Source organism: Pedobacter sp. UBA5917, assembly GCF_002432345.1.
In the GTDB taxonomy this organism is placed as follows: domain Bacteria; phylum Bacteroidota; class Bacteroidia; order Sphingobacteriales; family Sphingobacteriaceae; genus Pedobacter.
Genome location: NZ_DJDT01000362.1, coordinates 9,621 through 27,072, shown reverse-complemented (window position 1 = coordinate 27,072; position 17,452 = coordinate 9,621). Strand labels below are relative to the sequence as shown.

The following is a 17,452-nucleotide window of genomic DNA, read 5'->3' as shown; positions in this document are numbered from 1 at the left end:
AAATAAATTCAGGGTGACGGATTTGAGATAAAAGTATCCGCATGAGACCTTTTAAGCCAATGTTAATAATACACCCTAGGTTAATAACTCACAGTTTTCAGTTGGCAGCTATATCTAACTGCCGACTGAAAATTGCGAACTGCAAATTATTTCGCTTCCCAGGTATTATCTTTCGGGGTAGCATCCACAAAAATGCCGTTATCTAAAGTAACCGATTTTATTTTCTTAGCTGTATTAACCGATACGTTCAGCTCTTTTTGATTTGCTTTCCAAACTGCAGGTGTTTGGTGCATGGTTTCTGTTTTTCCGTCGGTATAAGTTACCACCACGTTAAACGGTATGGCAAACCCACCAACATTTTTAACAGTTAAGGTCGATTTTCCTTTTGCAGGTGTTACTTTAACAATGGCCAAATCGAGGTAATTGTTGGTAAAGAACCAGTTTTGGAAAAACCAGTTTAGGTTCTGTCCTGCACCGGCATTCATGGAGTTAAAATAATCCCAGGGAATAGGGTGTTTACCATTCCAGTTACCCATGTAGGTATGCAGTGCTTTTTTGAATAAATCATCTCCAAGCATATCTTTTAAAGCCAGATAAGATAAAGAAGCTTTACCGTATGAGTTATTCCCATAACCTGCGCCCGAAACCTGATCGGACATCGAAATTACCGGCTGATCTTCCTCTGTAGATTTATCGTTAATGTATTTATCTACCCTAAAGCTTTTGTAAAACTTGTCGGCTGCTTCCTTACCATGTTCTGCAATACCGATCAGGTATTCGAAAGTGGTTGCCCAGCCTTCGTCCATATAAGCGTAACGGGTTTCGTTAATGCCCATGTAAAATGGAAAATAAGTGTGTGCAACTTCATGGTCCTGAACCAATTGGGCAAAAACAGGGTCGCCGAATTCCGAATCGTTTACCATCATCGGGTATTCCATATCGGCAAAGCCCTGAAATGCAATGGTTTTTACATAAGGATAAGGGATGCCCGGCCAATTGTTCGAAAACCAGTCTAAGGCATTCAGGTTATATTTAACCGAATTCACAAAATCTTTTCCGGTTGTAGGATTATAAGCAGCCTGAGCGCTCGATCTTCTGTTGGTTTTTTTATCTACAATTACACTCGCACCATCCCATACATAATGGTTGCTCAGGGCAAAAGTAACGTCGGTAATGTGGTTTACGGCAAATTTCCAGGTATTCCAGTCTTTTTGCTGGGTTACTTTGCCATCTTTCATTTCCTGCTCGGTGGCAATGTGGATCACTTCATCGCCATTGTATGATTTTTTTAAGCGGGCCGAAATTTCCGGTTGCAATACTTCATCAGGATTCAGGAAATCACCTGTAGCATATACCACATAGTTTTTAGGTGCTTTGATGGAGAATTCGTAATCATTAAAATCATTGTAAAATTCAGCCCTGTCGGTATGTGGAATGCGGTCCCAACCGTTATAATCATCATAAACCGAAATACGCGGATAGCTGTAAGCAACAAAAAACGAATTCGGATCAATCTGCCCTTCGCGACCACTTTCTTTAGATAAAGGATAATCCCATTCTATTTTAACCGCAATTTTCGATTTTGGTGCTAAAGGTTTCTTCAATTTAACATTGCCAACCGTTCCCCAATTTTTGCTGTCAACCTTGTAGGTTTCACCATCTACAGAAAAAGAGATAATATTTAGGCCAGTGCTTAAAAAGTCTTCGCTTACCGCACCGCTTCTTGGCGATGTAGGTTTATGCAGGTTGTTTACAAAACGGATGGCAAGTGTTTTTAAGGTATCGCTGCTGTTGTTACTGTATAAAATTTCTTCCTTACCACTTACCACCTTGGTTTCGGCATCTACCTTAATATCCATGTTGTATTTACCATGGTTCTGCCAATAATTTGGTCCTGGTTTTCCGCTCATTGAGCGCGTACCCTTAGTGTATGCCGCTTTAATGTTCCGTGGCATATAAAGCTCCTGTGCCGAGGCCATATATCCACCCAAACCGATAAGCAGGGCAATAGAAAATAACTTTTTCATTTTTTTACGAATAATTTAAGCTAAAAATAAGAGTAATGATTGAATATTGAAGGTGTGTATGATTGAATGTTACGTTTTGATGGTTAAGAATTGGGTTATTTATAGAATAGATATAAATATTGTCTATTCTCCTTATACTATTTTATGGCCATATCAAAATCCCGTTAATTCTGAAATCATAAAAATCATTCGTATTTATTTGCTTTTGTAATTTCCACATTTTATCTTCGTTATAATTGAAGCAAGACTATGTAGCAAACCAACTATATAGTCTTGTTTGTTTTTTATAGCGTTTGAATAAAAATTAAAAGAGCAATGACAGAGGTAACATACTACACCCAAGAGGGGTTGGATAAATTGAAAGAGGAAGTACATTATCTAACTACCACCGGTCGTCAGCTTATATCTAAAGCAATTGCAGAAGCAAGGGATAAAGGTGATTTATCGGAGAATGCAGAATACGACGCCGCAAAAGAGGCGCAGGGATTGCATGAAGCAAAAATTTCAAAGTTAAAGAATACGTTGGCAAATGCACGTTTAATTGATGAGTCGAAATTGGATTTATCGAAAGTGCTGGCATTATCCATCGTAAAAATAAAAAATGTTAAAAATGGTGCTACCATGACCTATCAATTGGTGGCAGAAAGTGAAGCTGATTTAAAAACCGGAAAAATTTCGGTTAAATCACCAATTGCACAAGGTTTATTAGGTAAATCAGTAGGCGAATTTGCCGAAATTGAAGTGCCTGCAGGTAAAATGCAGTTCGAAGTGCTCGAGATATCGAGATAAGGTAAAAGGTGGAGGGTTTAAGGCTTAAGGTTTACCCTCCGCTATTAAATTCCTAAATCTAAATTCCCTAAGCCTTACACCCTAAACCCTACACCATAAATGACTATCTTCTCAAAAATCGTTGCAGGCGAAATCCCTGCACATGTTGTAGCCGAAACAGTAGAATATTTAGCTTTTCTGGATGTTCAGCCATTAACAGCAGGGCATGTTCTGGTAATCCCTAAAATTGAAACCGACTATATCTTTGATATGGATGAAGATTTATATGTTGGTTTGTGGATGTTTGCCAAAATTGTAGCCAAAGGCTTAAAAGAGGCATTTCCATGCAAAAAAATTGGTGTTTCGGTAATCGGATTAGAAGTACCGCATGCACATATCCATTTAATACCGATGAATAATGTGAGCGATATGAACTTTAGCAAAGAAAAATTAAAGCCAACAAACGAGGAGTTGGCCGAGGCAGCCGAAAAAATTAAGCAGGCCTTATTATCGGTATAAAAAAGGCCGGCTGATATCATACCAGCCGACCATTCTACCCGCCTAACCCAAGTATTTTTATTGTGCCGGAGCAACAGTAGTTGTTGTTGCAACATATGGCCACAAGGTGCCAATACCACCAACGGTAATACCTTTGTTATCGCCTCTTTTTGTATCCGATGCAAAATAATATAATGGCCATCCTTTGTAAGTAAGCTGTTTTTTGTTAACTGTGGCAACAGTAATCACACCAAGATCTGTTTTAGCTATAGCTGAAGGAACATTAAGCACCTCAGATGTATAAACCGGCCAGATACCTTCCTGCGCTGTTCCCTTAGTATAGGTGTTAACGCCATTTTTATCAGGTGCAAAAGCATAAAGTGTTCTGCCAAATGCATCTGTAAAGTATTTAGTTAGACCGGTTCCCTCAACATAAGCGCTGGTATAACTTTTAGTATTGTTTCCAACCAATTGCGCATTGGCCAGCATTAACGAATAATCAGGTTTAGCTACAAACCAGATTCCACCAACACCATCACCTTTGGTATCACCTTTTGCCGCATCGCTCGCATAGTAATAAAGCGGATAACCGCGGTAAGTACTTTGTTTACGGCCATCGGCTCTGGTAACTTCGCCAACTTCGGCTTTGTTCAGGTTTAAATCTGTACTCGCATCAGCAGAGTAATAAAGTGGCCAGATGGCTTCGCAACCACCTGTACAGGTTGGAGTACCAGCAGCATCAGATGAGAAAAAGTATAAAGTTTTACCATCTTTATCTGTTAGTATGGTTCCGAATTTAGCATCGGTTGCCAGTTGGATCCCTTTATTGTTGTTAACAACAGGTGGCGTGGTAGGATCGTCTGAACTATTTTTCTTGCAGGCAGTAAATACCATGGCTATACAAGCAACAGCCAATAGATTCTTTTTTAAGTAGATTAGCATAAGATTTTTGTTTTTAGTTTTAACTTTAATAAAAATTGATATGCCGCTATTACGCCACCAAATTGCAAATGGTTGCTTGTAGAAAGGATATTTTTGACCAAAACGAACAAAATAAATTATTTCAAAAAAAATAAATTTTTAAGGCAACCTTTTGTTATCCCTTGCCGTAATGTGTGTTGAAAGGAGAATTTGTGACCGCTAACCGCGATAGTGAAGAAACTATACAAAAGTATATTCAGGGCTGCATTAGAAATGAAAGAGATAGTCAGAAAGCGCTATATAAACATTTCTATAGCTTTGCTATGGGTATATGTTTGCGATATGCAAATGATCGGTTAGATGCTGCAGGGATACTGAACGACGGGTTTTTTAAAGCCTTTAAAAATATAACCAAATATGAAACTTCCAAGGCATTTATGCCATGGCTGGGCCGGATTATAACCAATACCGCGATTGATTATTACCGCGCCAATTTAAAATTTACCGACCATGTGGATATCCTGGAACAGGAAAATATTGCACAGATAGGTTCGGTGTACGATAAATTGGCCTACAACGATCTTCTGGCGCTGGTGCAAACATTAAGCCCTGCCTACCGAACAGTTTTCAACCTTTTTGCTATTGATGGATATAACCATGAAGAAATTGCCGAAATACTGGGTATATCCGTCGGAACATCAAAGTCGAACCTTTTTAAGGCGAGACAGAAATTACAGGAAATGCTAAAGGCTACAGATGCGAAAACTTACCAGGTAAGGAGTTCGGGCGTAGATAAAAGCCTTTTACAGATAAGGTTAAACACAAACATGCAATGAAAGAGGGAAAAGATATAGATAAATTATTTAAGGATGGATTGGAGAACCCCGATCTGCCTTTTAATGATTTAGATTGGGATAATCTGGAGGAAAGATTGCATCCGGCACCAAAAAGAAGGATCATACCTTTGTTCTGGTACGTCGCCGCGGCCGGAATAGCCGCAATGTTACTGCTTGTATTTTTATTGGTTAAACCGAGTAATAAAAATGAAGTTATAGCAGTAAGGAAAACGGATAAAGAAAATCCGAATAATAGCAAAAAACCACAGGAAAATACTGTAAAACCAACTGAGACACCAGCAAAACAGATTGATCCGGTAATAACTACAGGTTTAAATCAGGTAGCAGAAAATAAAAAAGATATTGAAACAGCTGGTAAACCAGTTGAAAAGAACATTACCGGTTTAAAGATAGAAAATGGTCAAAAAGCGACTGAAACCCTGGCTGATCATGCCAATATGTTGGCCAGTGTACAGTTTAAGCCAGAGTTAAACACAGAAGTTAACCAGGTTCAATTTAAAGATCAGAATCTGACCACTAGTGTAGCAGTTGGTAAGCCTGAGAGGATTAAAACACCGGCTATAAAACAAAAATCGCGCTTTGTGCTGAGTATTCTGGCTGCACCTGATTTAACCAGCGTTCAAAAATCGGGTATGAGCAGTTTGAGCGGCAGCTTTGGAGTAGAGGCTACTTATATTCTGACAAAAAGACTAAGTATAACCACCGGTGCGGCTTATGCCAAGAAAATTTATGACTCGGATTTTAGCCTGTATAATCCAAATACCAGTTACATTTTTAAAATAGCGCCATCAAATATCCATGCCAATTGTGATGTGCTCGATATTCCTTTAAATGTAAATTATAAGGTTTTTGGAAATAACAGAAATTCGATTTCAGTAAGTACGGGGCTTTCGAGTTATTTGATGTTAAAAGAGCAATACACCTATTCTTACGATGGTGCTTACAAAGGACCGCAAGGGTGGGAAGTTAAGGGCCAAAACCAGCATTACCTGGGGATTGCCAATGTTGGTGTAGAGTTTCAGCATAAAATCAACAACAATTTAAGCATCAGTGCCAAACCATTCATGAAAATTCCATTAACCGATATCGGTTACGGCAATTCAAAATTATCATCAACCGGTGTGTCGGTTTCGGTAAATATGAATCTGTTTAAAAGAAATTAAAATTGCGCTTTAAGCATTTCATTTATTCTTCTTTCGGCTTCAGCTTTGCTTATTCCTGAATAATAATCTCTAACAAAGGGATGGTCGAAATCTTCATGTGGAATAATTTCGGGCCTATAGCCGCCTGTTCTGGTATTCACATTTGTAGGAATGCTCTCTTCAAAATCATAGTCTGGAAGCCAATTCGATAACCAGCCAAAATATCCTGCTTCGTGGTTTTTATTATCGTAGTTTTCTGAATAGTCGTCGAAACTTTTTTCACTTAACGATACCCAAAGGCCGTATTCTAAATCTTCGCAATGATCGTTAACTTTTTGGGTTAATGTACAACGGATAAATCTTTCCTTTCCATTGGGATAGTCGATCGTGCAAAAATCAGAGTCAAGGTAGCCGATTGTAGATTTTTCATCTTCCGACAAATTATTATAATAAGAAGGCGAATTATATGTTAGCGCAGGCCAATTTTCATGAATTTCGCCGCAAGAGCTGCATTTATATTCCAATTTATAATCTTAACAGGTAAAAAATTAATGTTTAATGTTTTTGATCGGATCGGGCAGAGGCACAAAACCGGTTTCGCCGGGTACAGGTTTAAAGCTTTGTTCAAGCCATTTCTGTTTCGCTTTCTCGATCAGTTCTTTGTCTGATGCAACAAAATTCCAATAAATAAACCGTTCTTCAGGGAAAGGCTCACCACCAAAAATGTAAACGCTTGTATTTTCGTGCATGGTAAACTCGCAGAGTTTGGCATCATTGGCAATTAATATCTGCCTGGGTTCAAAAATGTGCCCTTCGCTCTCAATCGCGCCTTCTAAAATATATAGTGCACTTTCTCCGAACAAATAGTCGCCAATATTTACTTTCTGGCGGCTGGTGCTTTTTAACTCGAGGAAATACAGCGGGCTATAAACAGGAACAGGCGATTTACGCCCAAAAGCTTCGCCGGCAATTAATTTAATGGCAACACCGTCCTGTTCCCACGCCGGGATGTCGGATCCCTCAACATGGAAAAATTCAGGCTCCATTTGTTCCAGCGCTTTGGGCAAGGCCACCCAAATCTGTAAACCATGCAGCATTTTATCGCTGTGGCGGAGGTATTCGGGCGTTCTTTCCGAATGTACAATACCACTTCCCGATGTCATCCAGTTTACCTGTCCGGGTTTGATCACTACATCAGATCCGAGACTATCTTTATGGGTAATTTCCCCTTCGAACAAAAAAGTAAGGGTAGAAAGGCCAATGTGCGGATGGGGAGGAACATCGAGGTTCTCATGGTCGCTCATAGCAGCCGGTCCCATGTGGTCGATAAAAGAAAAAGGGCCAACCATGCGTTTCTCTCTGAAAGGCAAAAGCCTGCCAACCATAAAATTGCCAATGTTTGCTGGCCGTTCTTCGATAATCAGTTTAATGTTCGACATGGAATGAGGATTTTTTTGAGGTGAATTTAAGGAAAAAGGGTGGGAGTTCAAGAGAAAATATACTCATTACAACGCCTTTCCACTCACCGTCATTTCGAGCGTAGTGCAACGCAGCCGAGAAATATATCTCGAGATAGATCTCTCCCTGCCCGAGGCAGGCTGGCAATCCACTGTGTTCCAGTCGAGATGACGGACTTAATAAAAAAAGCACCCCTTTCGAGATGCTTTTAAACTTAAAAAGAAAAAGAAGGTAAAATTATACCAGTTGCATTAAAGCTTCTTTAGTAAAGCCCTGTAATTCTTCTGTACGGTTGTGTTTAATTTTTTCTACCCAGTTTGGATCAGCTAAAAGCGGACGGCCAACAGCTACCAGATCAAAATCGCCACGATCCATTCTGCGTACCAACTCATCTAACGAAGTAGGTTGTGAACTTTGACCTGCAAAAGCACTAAAGAAATCGCCATCTAAACCAACAGAACCAACCGAAATAGTCGCTTTTCCGGTAATTTTTTTAGCCCAACCTGCAAAGTTTAGGTCCGAACCTTCAAATTCGGGTTCCCAGAAACGGCGTTGCGAGCAATGGAAAATATCAATTCCCGCTTCGGCCAAAGGTGTTAACCATTGTTCCATTTCCTGTGCATTTTTTGCATGTTTATAATCGTAATCGGCAGGCTTAAATTGCGATAAACGGATAATGACAGCGAAATCTTCGCCAACCCTTTTGCGCACTTCTTTAATTACCTCAACGCCAAAACGGGTACGTTCGCCCAAAGTTTTACCGCCATAATTATCGGTACGGTTGTTTGTGCCTTCCCAAAAAAACTGATCGATCAGGTATTGGTGTGCACCATGTATTTCAACAGTATCAAAACCTAAAGCTTTGGCATCAGCCGCGGCCTGGCCGAATGCAGCAATGGTATCGGCAATGGCAGCATCTGTCATGGGTACACCGTTTTCGAAACCTGGTTTATTCAAGCTCGATGGACCTTCGAAAGGTGCACCTGGTAGCCAGCCTGATTGATGGTTGGCCATAATACCCTGGTGCCAGATCTGAGGGCCCATTTGTCCGCCAGCCTGGTGAACGTCTTTAATTACATTTTCCCATCCCGCCAAGGCTTCAGTTCCATAAAAATGTGGAATGTTTGGGTCGGCTGACGATGACGGACGATTGATTACCGTTCCTTCTGATAGGATTAAACCCACTTCGCCAGCGGCTCTTTTGCCATAGTATGTGGCAACATCGTTTGTAGGTACACCTCCTGGCGAGAAAGACCTCGTCATTGGGGCCATTACAATTCTATTTCTTGTATTTAGTGTTTTAAGGCTAAAAGGCCTGAATAAACTATCTGTGTTCATATAATTTTAAATTTATAATGCTGTATTGATGATTTCGCTTAATTTTTCCAAACCTTCTTTATTGCGTTTATAATAAGTCCATTGCCCAATACGGGTAGAACTGATTAATTCTGCACGTTGCAGGATAGAAAGATATTCGGAAATGGTACTTTGTGATAAGCCACTTTTTAGCTGGATCTGCCCCACACAAACGCCAACAGTTTCAAAATCGGCACCGGCGGGCTGCTCCGGAAAGTTTGCTGCCGGCTCTTTTAACCAGGCCAAAATCTGTAAACGTGTTTTATTCGAAAGTGCTTTAAATATTTCTACCTGATCCATGGCACAAATGTATATCGGAATTTCCCGATATACCAATTAAAGCGTTAAACTTTACAATTGTGTGTAGAAAAGCCGTATAAATGCGATTAGAAAGCCTGAAATTGTTGAAGTGTAAAAATAATGTTAGGATTTACGAGGAACAATTTCTTACATTCGTATTAATCATTCTAACCAAGTGTCTGCATATAAATCATTAACCGATAACGAACTTTTCGTCCTGGTACAGGATGGGAATAAGTATGCGTTCGAAGAAATATACGAGCGTTTTAACGGTTTGCTCTACATCTATGCCTGTAAAATGGTTCCGGATAGGGAAGATGCAAGGGATATTGTGCAGGAGATTTTTGTTTACCTATGGAGCAATCCTGATATTAAAATCAAATCGCAGTTATCGGCCTATCTTTATACCGCAGTGAGGTATAAAATCTTCGATTGGCTGGATAAAAATAAATCGCGTAGCAATTATTTACAATCTTTGGAAAACTTTGCCGATCAGGGCGATTATGTTACGGATAACTATATCCGCGAACGCGAATTTGCTTCATTGATTGAAAAAGAAGTGGCACTATTGCCAACAAAAATGCGCCTGATTTTCGAAATGAGCCGCAGGCAACACCTTAGTCAAAAGGAAATTGCAGAGATTTTGCAATTATCGGATAAAACGGTAAAAAAACAGATGAGCAATGCGCTAAAGGTTTTAAGGTTAAAGTTGACATCGTTTTTGTTGTTGGCTGTAATCTTAATGCTCCGCTGATTTTTTAGCCTAATCCAAAAAAATATAAATTGATTGATTCGGGCGTTCCCCATGCTGCGCAAGGGTCGGGCTTTTTCAGGGCTGCGCTTCGCTCCGGTACCGATGAAGGATCGGTACTGAACCCTTACAATTCCTAACGCAAAACCCACCGGTTCAAGACTTCGGAAGTCTGTACATAAACCTCCTATTCTATAGTCCTCGTTTGTAACGAGGATTATCGAGAGGTGCATTTATAATGCACTTAGAGAATGAGGACGATGAAAGTAAGAAGACAAGTGGCAGCTATTAACACCAAACCATTTATTTACAAAATAATAATGACCACCTAAGCCACCTTAGCGCACCTAAGTAGTGATAATTTTATCGTTTTAAAAAAAATAAAAAATATTTTCTTTTTATCTACTACCTGGGCTTTGGTTAACCTACATGTATTTAATTAGCCAAATATTTTGAAGTAATGAACAAAGCCGAAGTTGAAAAACTTTTAGAACGATACAGAAATGGATTGTGTACTGAAGATGAACAAGCTTTAGTAGAATCGTGGCATTTATCCGAACTGAAGGCAGGGATTTCCGATCTGGATCATGCTGAGCTGATCGATGCCAAAAAACAGATCTGGAATGCCATTGAAGAAGAAACCGAGCTTAAGCCGGTACGGAAACATACACTTTGGCTAAAACTGGCTGCGGCAGCAGTAGTACTCTTTTTTATTGGTTTCGTAATCAATAACCAGCTTAAAAGGCAATTAACCGATCCACAGCAAATTGCTAAAACAACCGAAAAAATTATTAAACCCGGAGGCAATAAGGCAACTTTAACCCTGGCCGATGGTTCTAAAATATCGTTAACCGATGCTACAAACGGCGTAATTGCCAAACAGGCCGGCATAAACATTACCAAAACCAGCAATGGCGAGCTGATTTATACTGTTTCGGCCCAATCGGCATCGAATGTTAAAAAAGATGTTTACAATACGATCGAAACGCCACGCGGCGGCCAATACCAGATTAACCTTCCCGATGGGACCAAGGTTTGGCTCAATGCCGAATCTGCTTTAAAATATCCGGCAGTTTTTAACGGTGATGAAAGAAAAGTGGAATTAAAAGGCGAAGCTTATTTTGAGGTAGCCAAACTAACCGATAAAAAAGGAATACGGGTTCCATTTAAAGTAAAAAGCGATATCGGTGCCGGCAGAAGTCAGGAAGTAGAAGTTTTGGGTACGCATTTTAATATTAATGCCTATAACAACGAACCGAGCAACAAAACCACACTGTTGGAAGGTAGTGTAAGGATCAAAAATTTACAATCAAATATTTCACAGTTATTGAGGCCGGGGCAGCAATCGGTAATTAGCCCTTCGTTGCCATCGATAAAAATAGAAAATGTTGATGCCGAAGAGGCAGTAACCTGGAAAGATGGTTATTTCAGCTTTAACGAAGAGAATTTAGCAACCATTATGAATAAAATTGCCCGTTGGTACAATGTAGAAATAGATTACCGTGGCAACAAAATCAATAAAACCTTTGGTGGGCGTATTTCGCGTTTCAATAGTGTAAACGAGGTATTGGATATGCTCGAAACCACCGGGGCCGTACATTTTAAAATAGAAGAGAGGAGGATTTTAGTTATGCCATAACCTATACTTTTTCATCAAACGAAGATGATTTTTTAGAATATGCCTAACTAAAAAAACCGGAAGCGCGGCAACGCTCCCGGCCATATTTAAGGCCTTGTTCTAATCGTAAAATTGTGAGATACAACTATTCTTAACCTAATAACCAAATATATGAATTTTTATACTGAATGGTTGCCCAAACCAAAGGGACGCCTGTTTAAAATTTTGTTGATTATGAAATTGACTTTCGTCTTGCTAATCACTACATTTTTACAGCTCAGTTACGGGGCTGCAAATGCACAAAACGTAACATTATCAGAAAAAAATACTACGCTCCTCAAAGTTTTCCGCAAGCTTAACAAAAGTGTGGGTTATAGCTTTCTGTACGATTTAGATCTTTTGAAAGAGGCTAAACCGGTAACTATCGATATTCGTAATACCGATATCAAAGAAGCGCTCAAACGTATTTTCAGCGATCAGCCCTTAGGCTATACCATAAAAAACAATACCATTATCATTCACCGCAAAGCAGCTGAAGGCACACCTTTAATGATCCGTTCTTTTGTTGATATACGCGGTAAGGTGATTGACGAAAAAGGTCTGCCGATGATCGGTGCCAGTATAAAGGTAAAAGGAACCAACCAGGGAGCTGTTACCGACGAAACAGGTATGTTTATTTTGAAAGACGTAACCGAAGGTGCTACGCTTGTGATTAGCTACATCGGTTACGAAAATAAAGAAGTTGTTGCAGCCAATGGTTTAACCATAAAATTAGAACCGCAGGCCGGTTTATTGGCCGATGCGGTGGTAATTGGTTACGGTACCCAGAAAAAAAGTGTGGTAACCGGCGCAATTGCTTCGGTTAAAGCTGCTGATCTTGAAAATACACCGGTGGTGCGTTTAGAGCAATCGTTACAGGGAAGGGCATCTGGCGTAAACGTAATGACGAGTTCTGGTCAGCCAGGTGATGGCGGTACCATCAGGATACGTGGTACAGCCAATATCAATAATGCCGATCCTTTATTCGTAGTGGATGGCGTGGTAATCGGTGGTGGGATTGAATACCTTAACCAATCGGATATCGAATCGATTGAGGTATTGAAAGATGCCGCTTCGGCAGCCATTTATGGTACACGTGCAGCAAACGGGGTAATTATTGTAACCACTAAAAAAGGCGCCAATACCGGAAGAATAAGACTGGAGTACAATAACTATATCGGTACACAGGCCCCTTCTACCAAACTTAAGCTGTTAAATGCCACGCAATACGCTACCATTTACAACGAATCGCAGTTGGCAGATGGGGTTACTGCAGTGCGTTTCCCCAATCCGGCACAATACGGGCAGGGTACCGATTGGCAGGCAGCTGTTTTTAATAACAATGCAATGATCCAAAACCACGATTTAAATATGAGCGGGGGTAACGACAAATCGGTTTATTATGGCTCGTTCAGTTATTTCGATCAGGATGGTATTGTGGCTACATCAAATTCGCAGTTCAAAAGATTTACTGCGAGATTCAATTTTGAGCACAAAATCACCAAAAATATCAAGTTTGGTAATTCCATTGGTTATACTAGGATCAATTCGGTTGGCGTGAGTACCAATAGCGAATATGGTTCGCCACTGAGCAGGGCCATCAACATGGACCCGCTAACGCCTGTGGTAGAAACCGATCCGGCAAAATATGCAGCATCGAAATACCTCAACAATCCGGTAGTAAGAAATGAAGCCGGGTTTCCTTATGGGATTTCCGACTATGCACAATCGGAAATTTTAAACCCTATTGCCGCTTTACAGGTAGCACAGGGAAACAGCTGGAGCGATAAAGTAGTGGGTAATGCCTTTGCTGAAGTAGAATTTATTAAAGGATTGAAATTCAGAAGCACCGGCGGTGTTGACCTTGCTTTTTGGGGTGGACAAACTTTTCGTCCGATTTATTATCTCAACTCGATTTTTCAATCAACCTTAACAGCTTATACTCGCGATAATAACAGAGGTTTGTTCTGGTCGTTGGAGAATACCATGAGCTATGATAAAACCATTGGCAAACACGTATTTACGGCATTACTAGGTTATTCAGCACAGAAAAACAAAGGTGAAACGCAGGGCGGTATTAAAGAAGGCATTCCGGTTGATAATATTAAAGATGCTTCATTACAATTTCCGGTCGCCAGAACCAATTCTGATTTTTATGGCGGTGAGTATTTGAATACGTTAAACTCCATATTCGGTCGTGTAATTTATAATTATGATGAAAAATATCTTTTTACCGGTATTATCCGTAGAGATGGGTCATCACGCTTTGGTCCGAATAATAAATATGGTTATTTCCCTTCTGCGTCAGCAGGTTGGGTAGCATCACGCGAAGATTTCTGGCCTAAAAATGATATTATTACCTTTTTAAAGTTCAGAGGATCATATGGTATTAACGGTAACGATAATATTCCTGATTTCAGGTATCTGGCAACCGTAAGCGGTGGTCGTAATTATTCACTGGGTACAGCTTCAGGTCAGGCACTGGTTAATGGTGTGAGTCCGAATGCACTTTCAAATCCTGATTTAAAATGGGAGGAAACTTCTTCATTTGATTTAGGTTTTGATGCCACCTTATTCGAAGGCATTACCTTAAGTACCAGTTATTTTAATAAAAAAACCTACGGAATGCTATTGCAACAGATAGTTCCTTCGTATGTGGGCAACACAGGGCCTTACGCCAATACCGCCGATTTGTACAACAGGGGATTTGAAATTGAGCTGGGATGGAATAAAAAAATCGGAGAAGTAAGTTTCCATGTGGCCGGTAACGCTTCGTTTATCAAAAACCAGGTAACACTTTTAGGTGCTGATAAGGATTATATTCCTAACCGACAGACCATTACGCCGCAGAGCCTGGAAGTTACCCGTGTAGCTGTAGGTCAGTCGGTTAACTCTTTTTTCGGATACCAGAGTGCTGGTCTTTTCCAGAATCAGGCAGAAATCAATAATTATAAAAATAGTGCGGGCGCTTTAATTCAACCTAATGCTAAACCTGGTGACATTAAATTCCTGGATCTGAATGGCGATGGCGTAATCAGTGATGCCGACAGGACTTTCTTAGGCCGATCGAACCCGAATTTCACCTACGGTTTAACCTTTTCTGCAAAATATAAAGGTTTTGATATTTCATTGTTCGGACAGGGCGTTTCGGGCAATATGATCTTTAACGGATTAAGAAGGTTCGATTTAACACCATCTAACTATACTACCGATATTTTAAACAGGTGGACCGGTGAGGGAACAAGCAATACCATACCAAGGGTAACCCTACAGGATGACAACAAAAATTATAGCCGTGTATCGAGCCTGTTTTTAGAAAGCGGTGCATATTTCAGGTTAAAGAACGTTCAACTGGGTTATACCCTGCCTAAGCAACTGGTAAATAAGGTTGGTTTAGATAAGTTAAAGGTTTATGTAATGGGCAACAACCTGTTTACCCTTACGAAATATAAAGGTTACGATCCGGAAATCGGAGGAGGAAGCTTTGGTGTAGACCGTGGTTTCTATCCACAAGCCCGATCATTTTTTGTAGGTGTAAATGTTGGATTTTAATAAGAACGATATGAAAATTAGACATATAAAATATTCGATTGCCATTTTGGCGATCATGCAATTAACAGTTTCTTGTAAAAAAGATTTTCTGGAGCTGGTGCCAAAAGGAACTGCAACGGAAGAAAACTTTTACCGTAACGAAACCGAGGTTTACCAGGGGCTTATATCGGTTTATGATGTAATGCAATGGGGTACAACCGGGGGGTATACCATGAAACAGCCCTTATTAAGTGCGGCATCAGATGATTGTTTTGCCGGTGGTAGTAATGCTTCCGATCAGCCGGGCTGGGTAGCTTACGATAACTTTAATATGGATTCGAGAGTGGGGCCACAGGTAGGCTTATGGAGTAAAAATTTTACCGGGATAAACCGTGCAAACATTATTTTAGAGAAAATTGGGAAAGCAACAACGCTAAGTGCGGGCTTTAAAACCAGGGTTACCGCCGAGGCTAAATTTTTAAGAGCCTATTTCTATTTTGATCTGGTAAGGTTTTTTGGCAATGTGCCGTTAATTACGGCCACCATTCCAACTGGAGAATTATATACGCAAACACAATCGGCACCTGCTGCTATTTATGCACAGGTAGAGAAAGATCTTCGCGATGCTTACCCTGGGTTACCTGCAACTATTGCTACGAACGAAAAAGGTCGTATTTCAATGGGTGCTGCAAAAGCGTTACTTGCAAAAGTGCTTTTATACCAAAACGATAACACCAAATTGCAGGAAGCCGCTACGCTGTTTAACGATATCAATAAAGTTGGTAATGCTTATGGTTATTCTTTGTTGCCAAATTATGCCGATATCTTCAGACCTGATAATAAATTTAATGCTGAGGTAATTTTAGAGATTCCGCATTCTAATTTGGCCGCATGGGGCGATTGGGCCTGGGTTAACGGGGGCGAAGGTAATGTAGGTACACAGTTTGTAGGTATGGACGGTTATAACGGCGATACTTATTCTGCTGGATGGGGTTTCTGTCCGGTAACGCTGAGTTTGGTAAATGCCATGAAAACCGATCCGCGTTTTGCAACCTCTATTATTGATGGTGCTGCATTAAAGGCAACCGGTGCAACTTACAATGCCCGTTTCCAGAACACCGATTATTTTATCAAAAAATATGCACCGTTAAAAGCTTATCGCTCTAACAGCGGTACAGCCGAATTAAACTGGCCGATTGATGAAATTGAAATGCGTTTGGCCGATACCTATTTAATGGAAGCCGAAGCTTTGGTGAGGTTAAACAGTGATCCAACACGTGCTTTGGCGTTGCTTACTGCTGTAAGGGCAAGGGTAGGTTTAACGCCTGTTCCTGCAACTTTAGACAATATTTTTAACGAACGCAGATTGGAACTTGCTTTCGAAGGTCATCGTTTCTTCGATCTGGTACGTAGTGGCAGGGCGGTTACTGTTTTAGGTCCATCGGGTTATAAAGCCGGTAAAAGCGAATTTATCCCCATCCCGCAACAGGAAATCGACCTTACAAAAGGTATAATCAAACAAAATCCAGGCTATAATTAATTAAATATATCATGAAATTAAATTATATCATTAAACAAACAGTCGGGTTTTTAACCCTGTTGCTTTTGCTAAGCTTAAATGCCTGCAAAAAAGATAATACAGATAAAAATTTAGGGCCTGTGCCTACAGCCGATCAGGTTAAATTTACGGTAACACCTACTGCAACTAATGCCAATGTACTTACTTTGGTAAACCAATCGCCGGGTTTTAAAGCCTTATGGGATTTCGGAAATGGCGCAACAGCTGATGGTAATACCGTAACCGCTTCTTATCCGCTTGCTGGAACCTATACTGTTAAATTAACCATTGTTACCGATGGCGGTTCGGTTTCGAGTACAAAATCGGTAGTTATTGCAGCCACAAACCCTGCCATGTTAACCGATCCGGCTTTTACCACACTTTCGGGCGGCTTATCGAATGCTACAGGTTTTACCTGGGTAATCGATCAAAAATCAGCCGGACATCTTGGTGTTGGTCCTATTACTTCTCAAAACCCAGATTGGTATCAGGCCGGTCCGGATGAGAAAAACGGTTTGGGCTTTTACGATGATGAGATGACTTTCAATATGAATGCCCTGAAATATACCTACGATAATAAAGGAACTACTTTTGCCAATGCAGCTAATGCACCTGGCATTGGCGGGGC

General features: G+C 40.4%; 15 protein-coding genes. 9 read left to right on the top strand and 6 right to left on the bottom strand.

All coding sequences use genetic code 11. The features are described from left to right. Positions 1–146 precede the first annotated feature (146 nt). Positions 147–2,027: a M1 family metallopeptidase gene (locus B2V92_RS25290; protein ID WP_293313343.1), complete on the bottom strand. Its 1,881-nt coding sequence runs from the start codon at positions 2,025–2,027 to the stop codon at positions 147–149. A gap of 315 nt (positions 2,028–2,342) precedes the next feature. Here B2V92_RS25290 and greA point away from each other — a divergent pair, with 315 nt between their 5' ends. Further along, the gene (gene greA, locus B2V92_RS25285) at positions 2,343–2,816 is read left to right on the top strand and encodes a transcription elongation factor GreA (RefSeq protein WP_047798983.1); all 474 of its coding nucleotides are present in this window, start codon (positions 2,343–2,345) and stop codon (positions 2,814–2,816) included. A gap of 99 nt (positions 2,817–2,915) precedes the next feature. Beyond that, the gene (locus B2V92_RS25280) at positions 2,916–3,314 is read left to right on the top strand and encodes an HIT family protein (protein ID WP_293313338.1); all 399 of its coding nucleotides are present in this window, start codon (positions 2,916–2,918) and stop codon (positions 3,312–3,314) included. 57 nt (positions 3,315–3,371) lie between these two features. Here the strand turns inward: B2V92_RS25280 and B2V92_RS25275 are convergent, their stop codons facing one another. Beyond that, positions 3,372–4,235: a hypothetical protein gene (locus tag B2V92_RS25275; RefSeq protein WP_293313337.1), complete on the bottom strand. Its 864-nt coding sequence runs from the start codon at positions 4,233–4,235 to the stop codon at positions 3,372–3,374. A 173-nt stretch (positions 4,236–4,408) separates the two neighbouring features. On the opposite strand from B2V92_RS25275, the gene B2V92_RS25270 reads away from it, so the two are divergent. Next, positions 4,409–5,050 (top strand): RNA polymerase sigma factor, encoded by a 642-nt coding sequence (locus B2V92_RS25270; protein WP_293313335.1) that lies wholly within the window; start codon positions 4,409–4,411, stop codon positions 5,048–5,050. Beyond that, positions 5,047–6,234, top strand: coding sequence for a hypothetical protein (locus tag B2V92_RS25265; RefSeq protein WP_293313333.1), 1,188 nt, complete (start codon positions 5,047–5,049; stop codon positions 6,232–6,234). The genes B2V92_RS25270 and B2V92_RS25265 overlap by 4 nt, the downstream gene beginning before the upstream one ends. Here the strand turns inward: B2V92_RS25265 and B2V92_RS25260 are convergent. The 4 genes from B2V92_RS25260 to B2V92_RS25245 all read right to left on the bottom strand — a co-directional run bounded on the left by B2V92_RS25260 (position 6,231) and on the right by B2V92_RS25245 (position 9,327). Further along, positions 6,231–6,737, bottom strand: a complete 507-nt coding sequence (locus B2V92_RS25260) for a DUF2199 domain-containing protein (protein WP_293313331.1) — start codon at positions 6,735–6,737, stop codon at positions 6,231–6,233. The genes B2V92_RS25265 and B2V92_RS25260 overlap by 4 nt on opposite strands. A gap of 24 nt (positions 6,738–6,761) precedes the next feature. After that, on the bottom strand, positions 6,762–7,652 hold the full coding sequence (locus B2V92_RS25255; protein WP_293313329.1) for a pirin family protein: 891 nt from the start codon (positions 7,650–7,652) through the stop codon (positions 6,762–6,764). Between the two features lie 256 nt (positions 7,653–7,908). Then, positions 7,909–9,009, bottom strand: coding sequence for an NADH:flavin oxidoreductase (locus tag B2V92_RS25250; RefSeq protein ID WP_293313328.1), 1,101 nt, complete (start codon positions 9,007–9,009; stop codon positions 7,909–7,911). 12 nt (positions 9,010–9,021) lie between these two features. Further along, on the bottom strand, positions 9,022–9,327 hold the full coding sequence (locus B2V92_RS25245) for an ArsR/SmtB family transcription factor (protein ID WP_293313326.1): 306 nt from the start codon (positions 9,325–9,327) through the stop codon (positions 9,022–9,024). Between the two features lie 175 nt (positions 9,328–9,502). Here B2V92_RS25245 and B2V92_RS25240 point away from each other — a divergent pair, with 175 nt between their 5' ends. From B2V92_RS25240 to B2V92_RS25220, 5 genes are all read left to right on the top strand, one after another. Beyond that, positions 9,503–10,081: an RNA polymerase sigma factor gene (locus B2V92_RS25240; protein ID WP_293313324.1), complete on the top strand. Its 579-nt coding sequence runs from the start codon at positions 9,503–9,505 to the stop codon at positions 10,079–10,081. A 457-nt stretch (positions 10,082–10,538) separates the two neighbouring features. Then, positions 10,539–11,717: a FecR family protein gene (locus B2V92_RS25235; RefSeq protein WP_293313322.1), complete on the top strand. Its 1,179-nt coding sequence runs from the start codon at positions 10,539–10,541 to the stop codon at positions 11,715–11,717. A 213-nt stretch (positions 11,718–11,930) separates the two neighbouring features. Then, positions 11,931–15,287, top strand: coding sequence for a TonB-dependent receptor (locus B2V92_RS25230; protein ID WP_293313320.1), 3,357 nt, complete (start codon positions 11,931–11,933; stop codon positions 15,285–15,287). Between the two features lie 10 nt (positions 15,288–15,297). Then, positions 15,298–16,806 carry a RagB/SusD family nutrient uptake outer membrane protein gene (locus B2V92_RS25225; RefSeq protein ID WP_293313318.1) on the top strand — a complete coding sequence of 503 codons (1,509 nt, stop codon included), beginning with the start codon at positions 15,298–15,300 and terminating at the stop codon, positions 16,804–16,806. Between the two features lie 11 nt (positions 16,807–16,817). Continuing rightward, positions 16,818–17,452: PKD domain-containing protein (locus B2V92_RS25220; RefSeq protein WP_293313316.1), on the top strand; the 635-nt coding region annotated here is incomplete at its 3' end.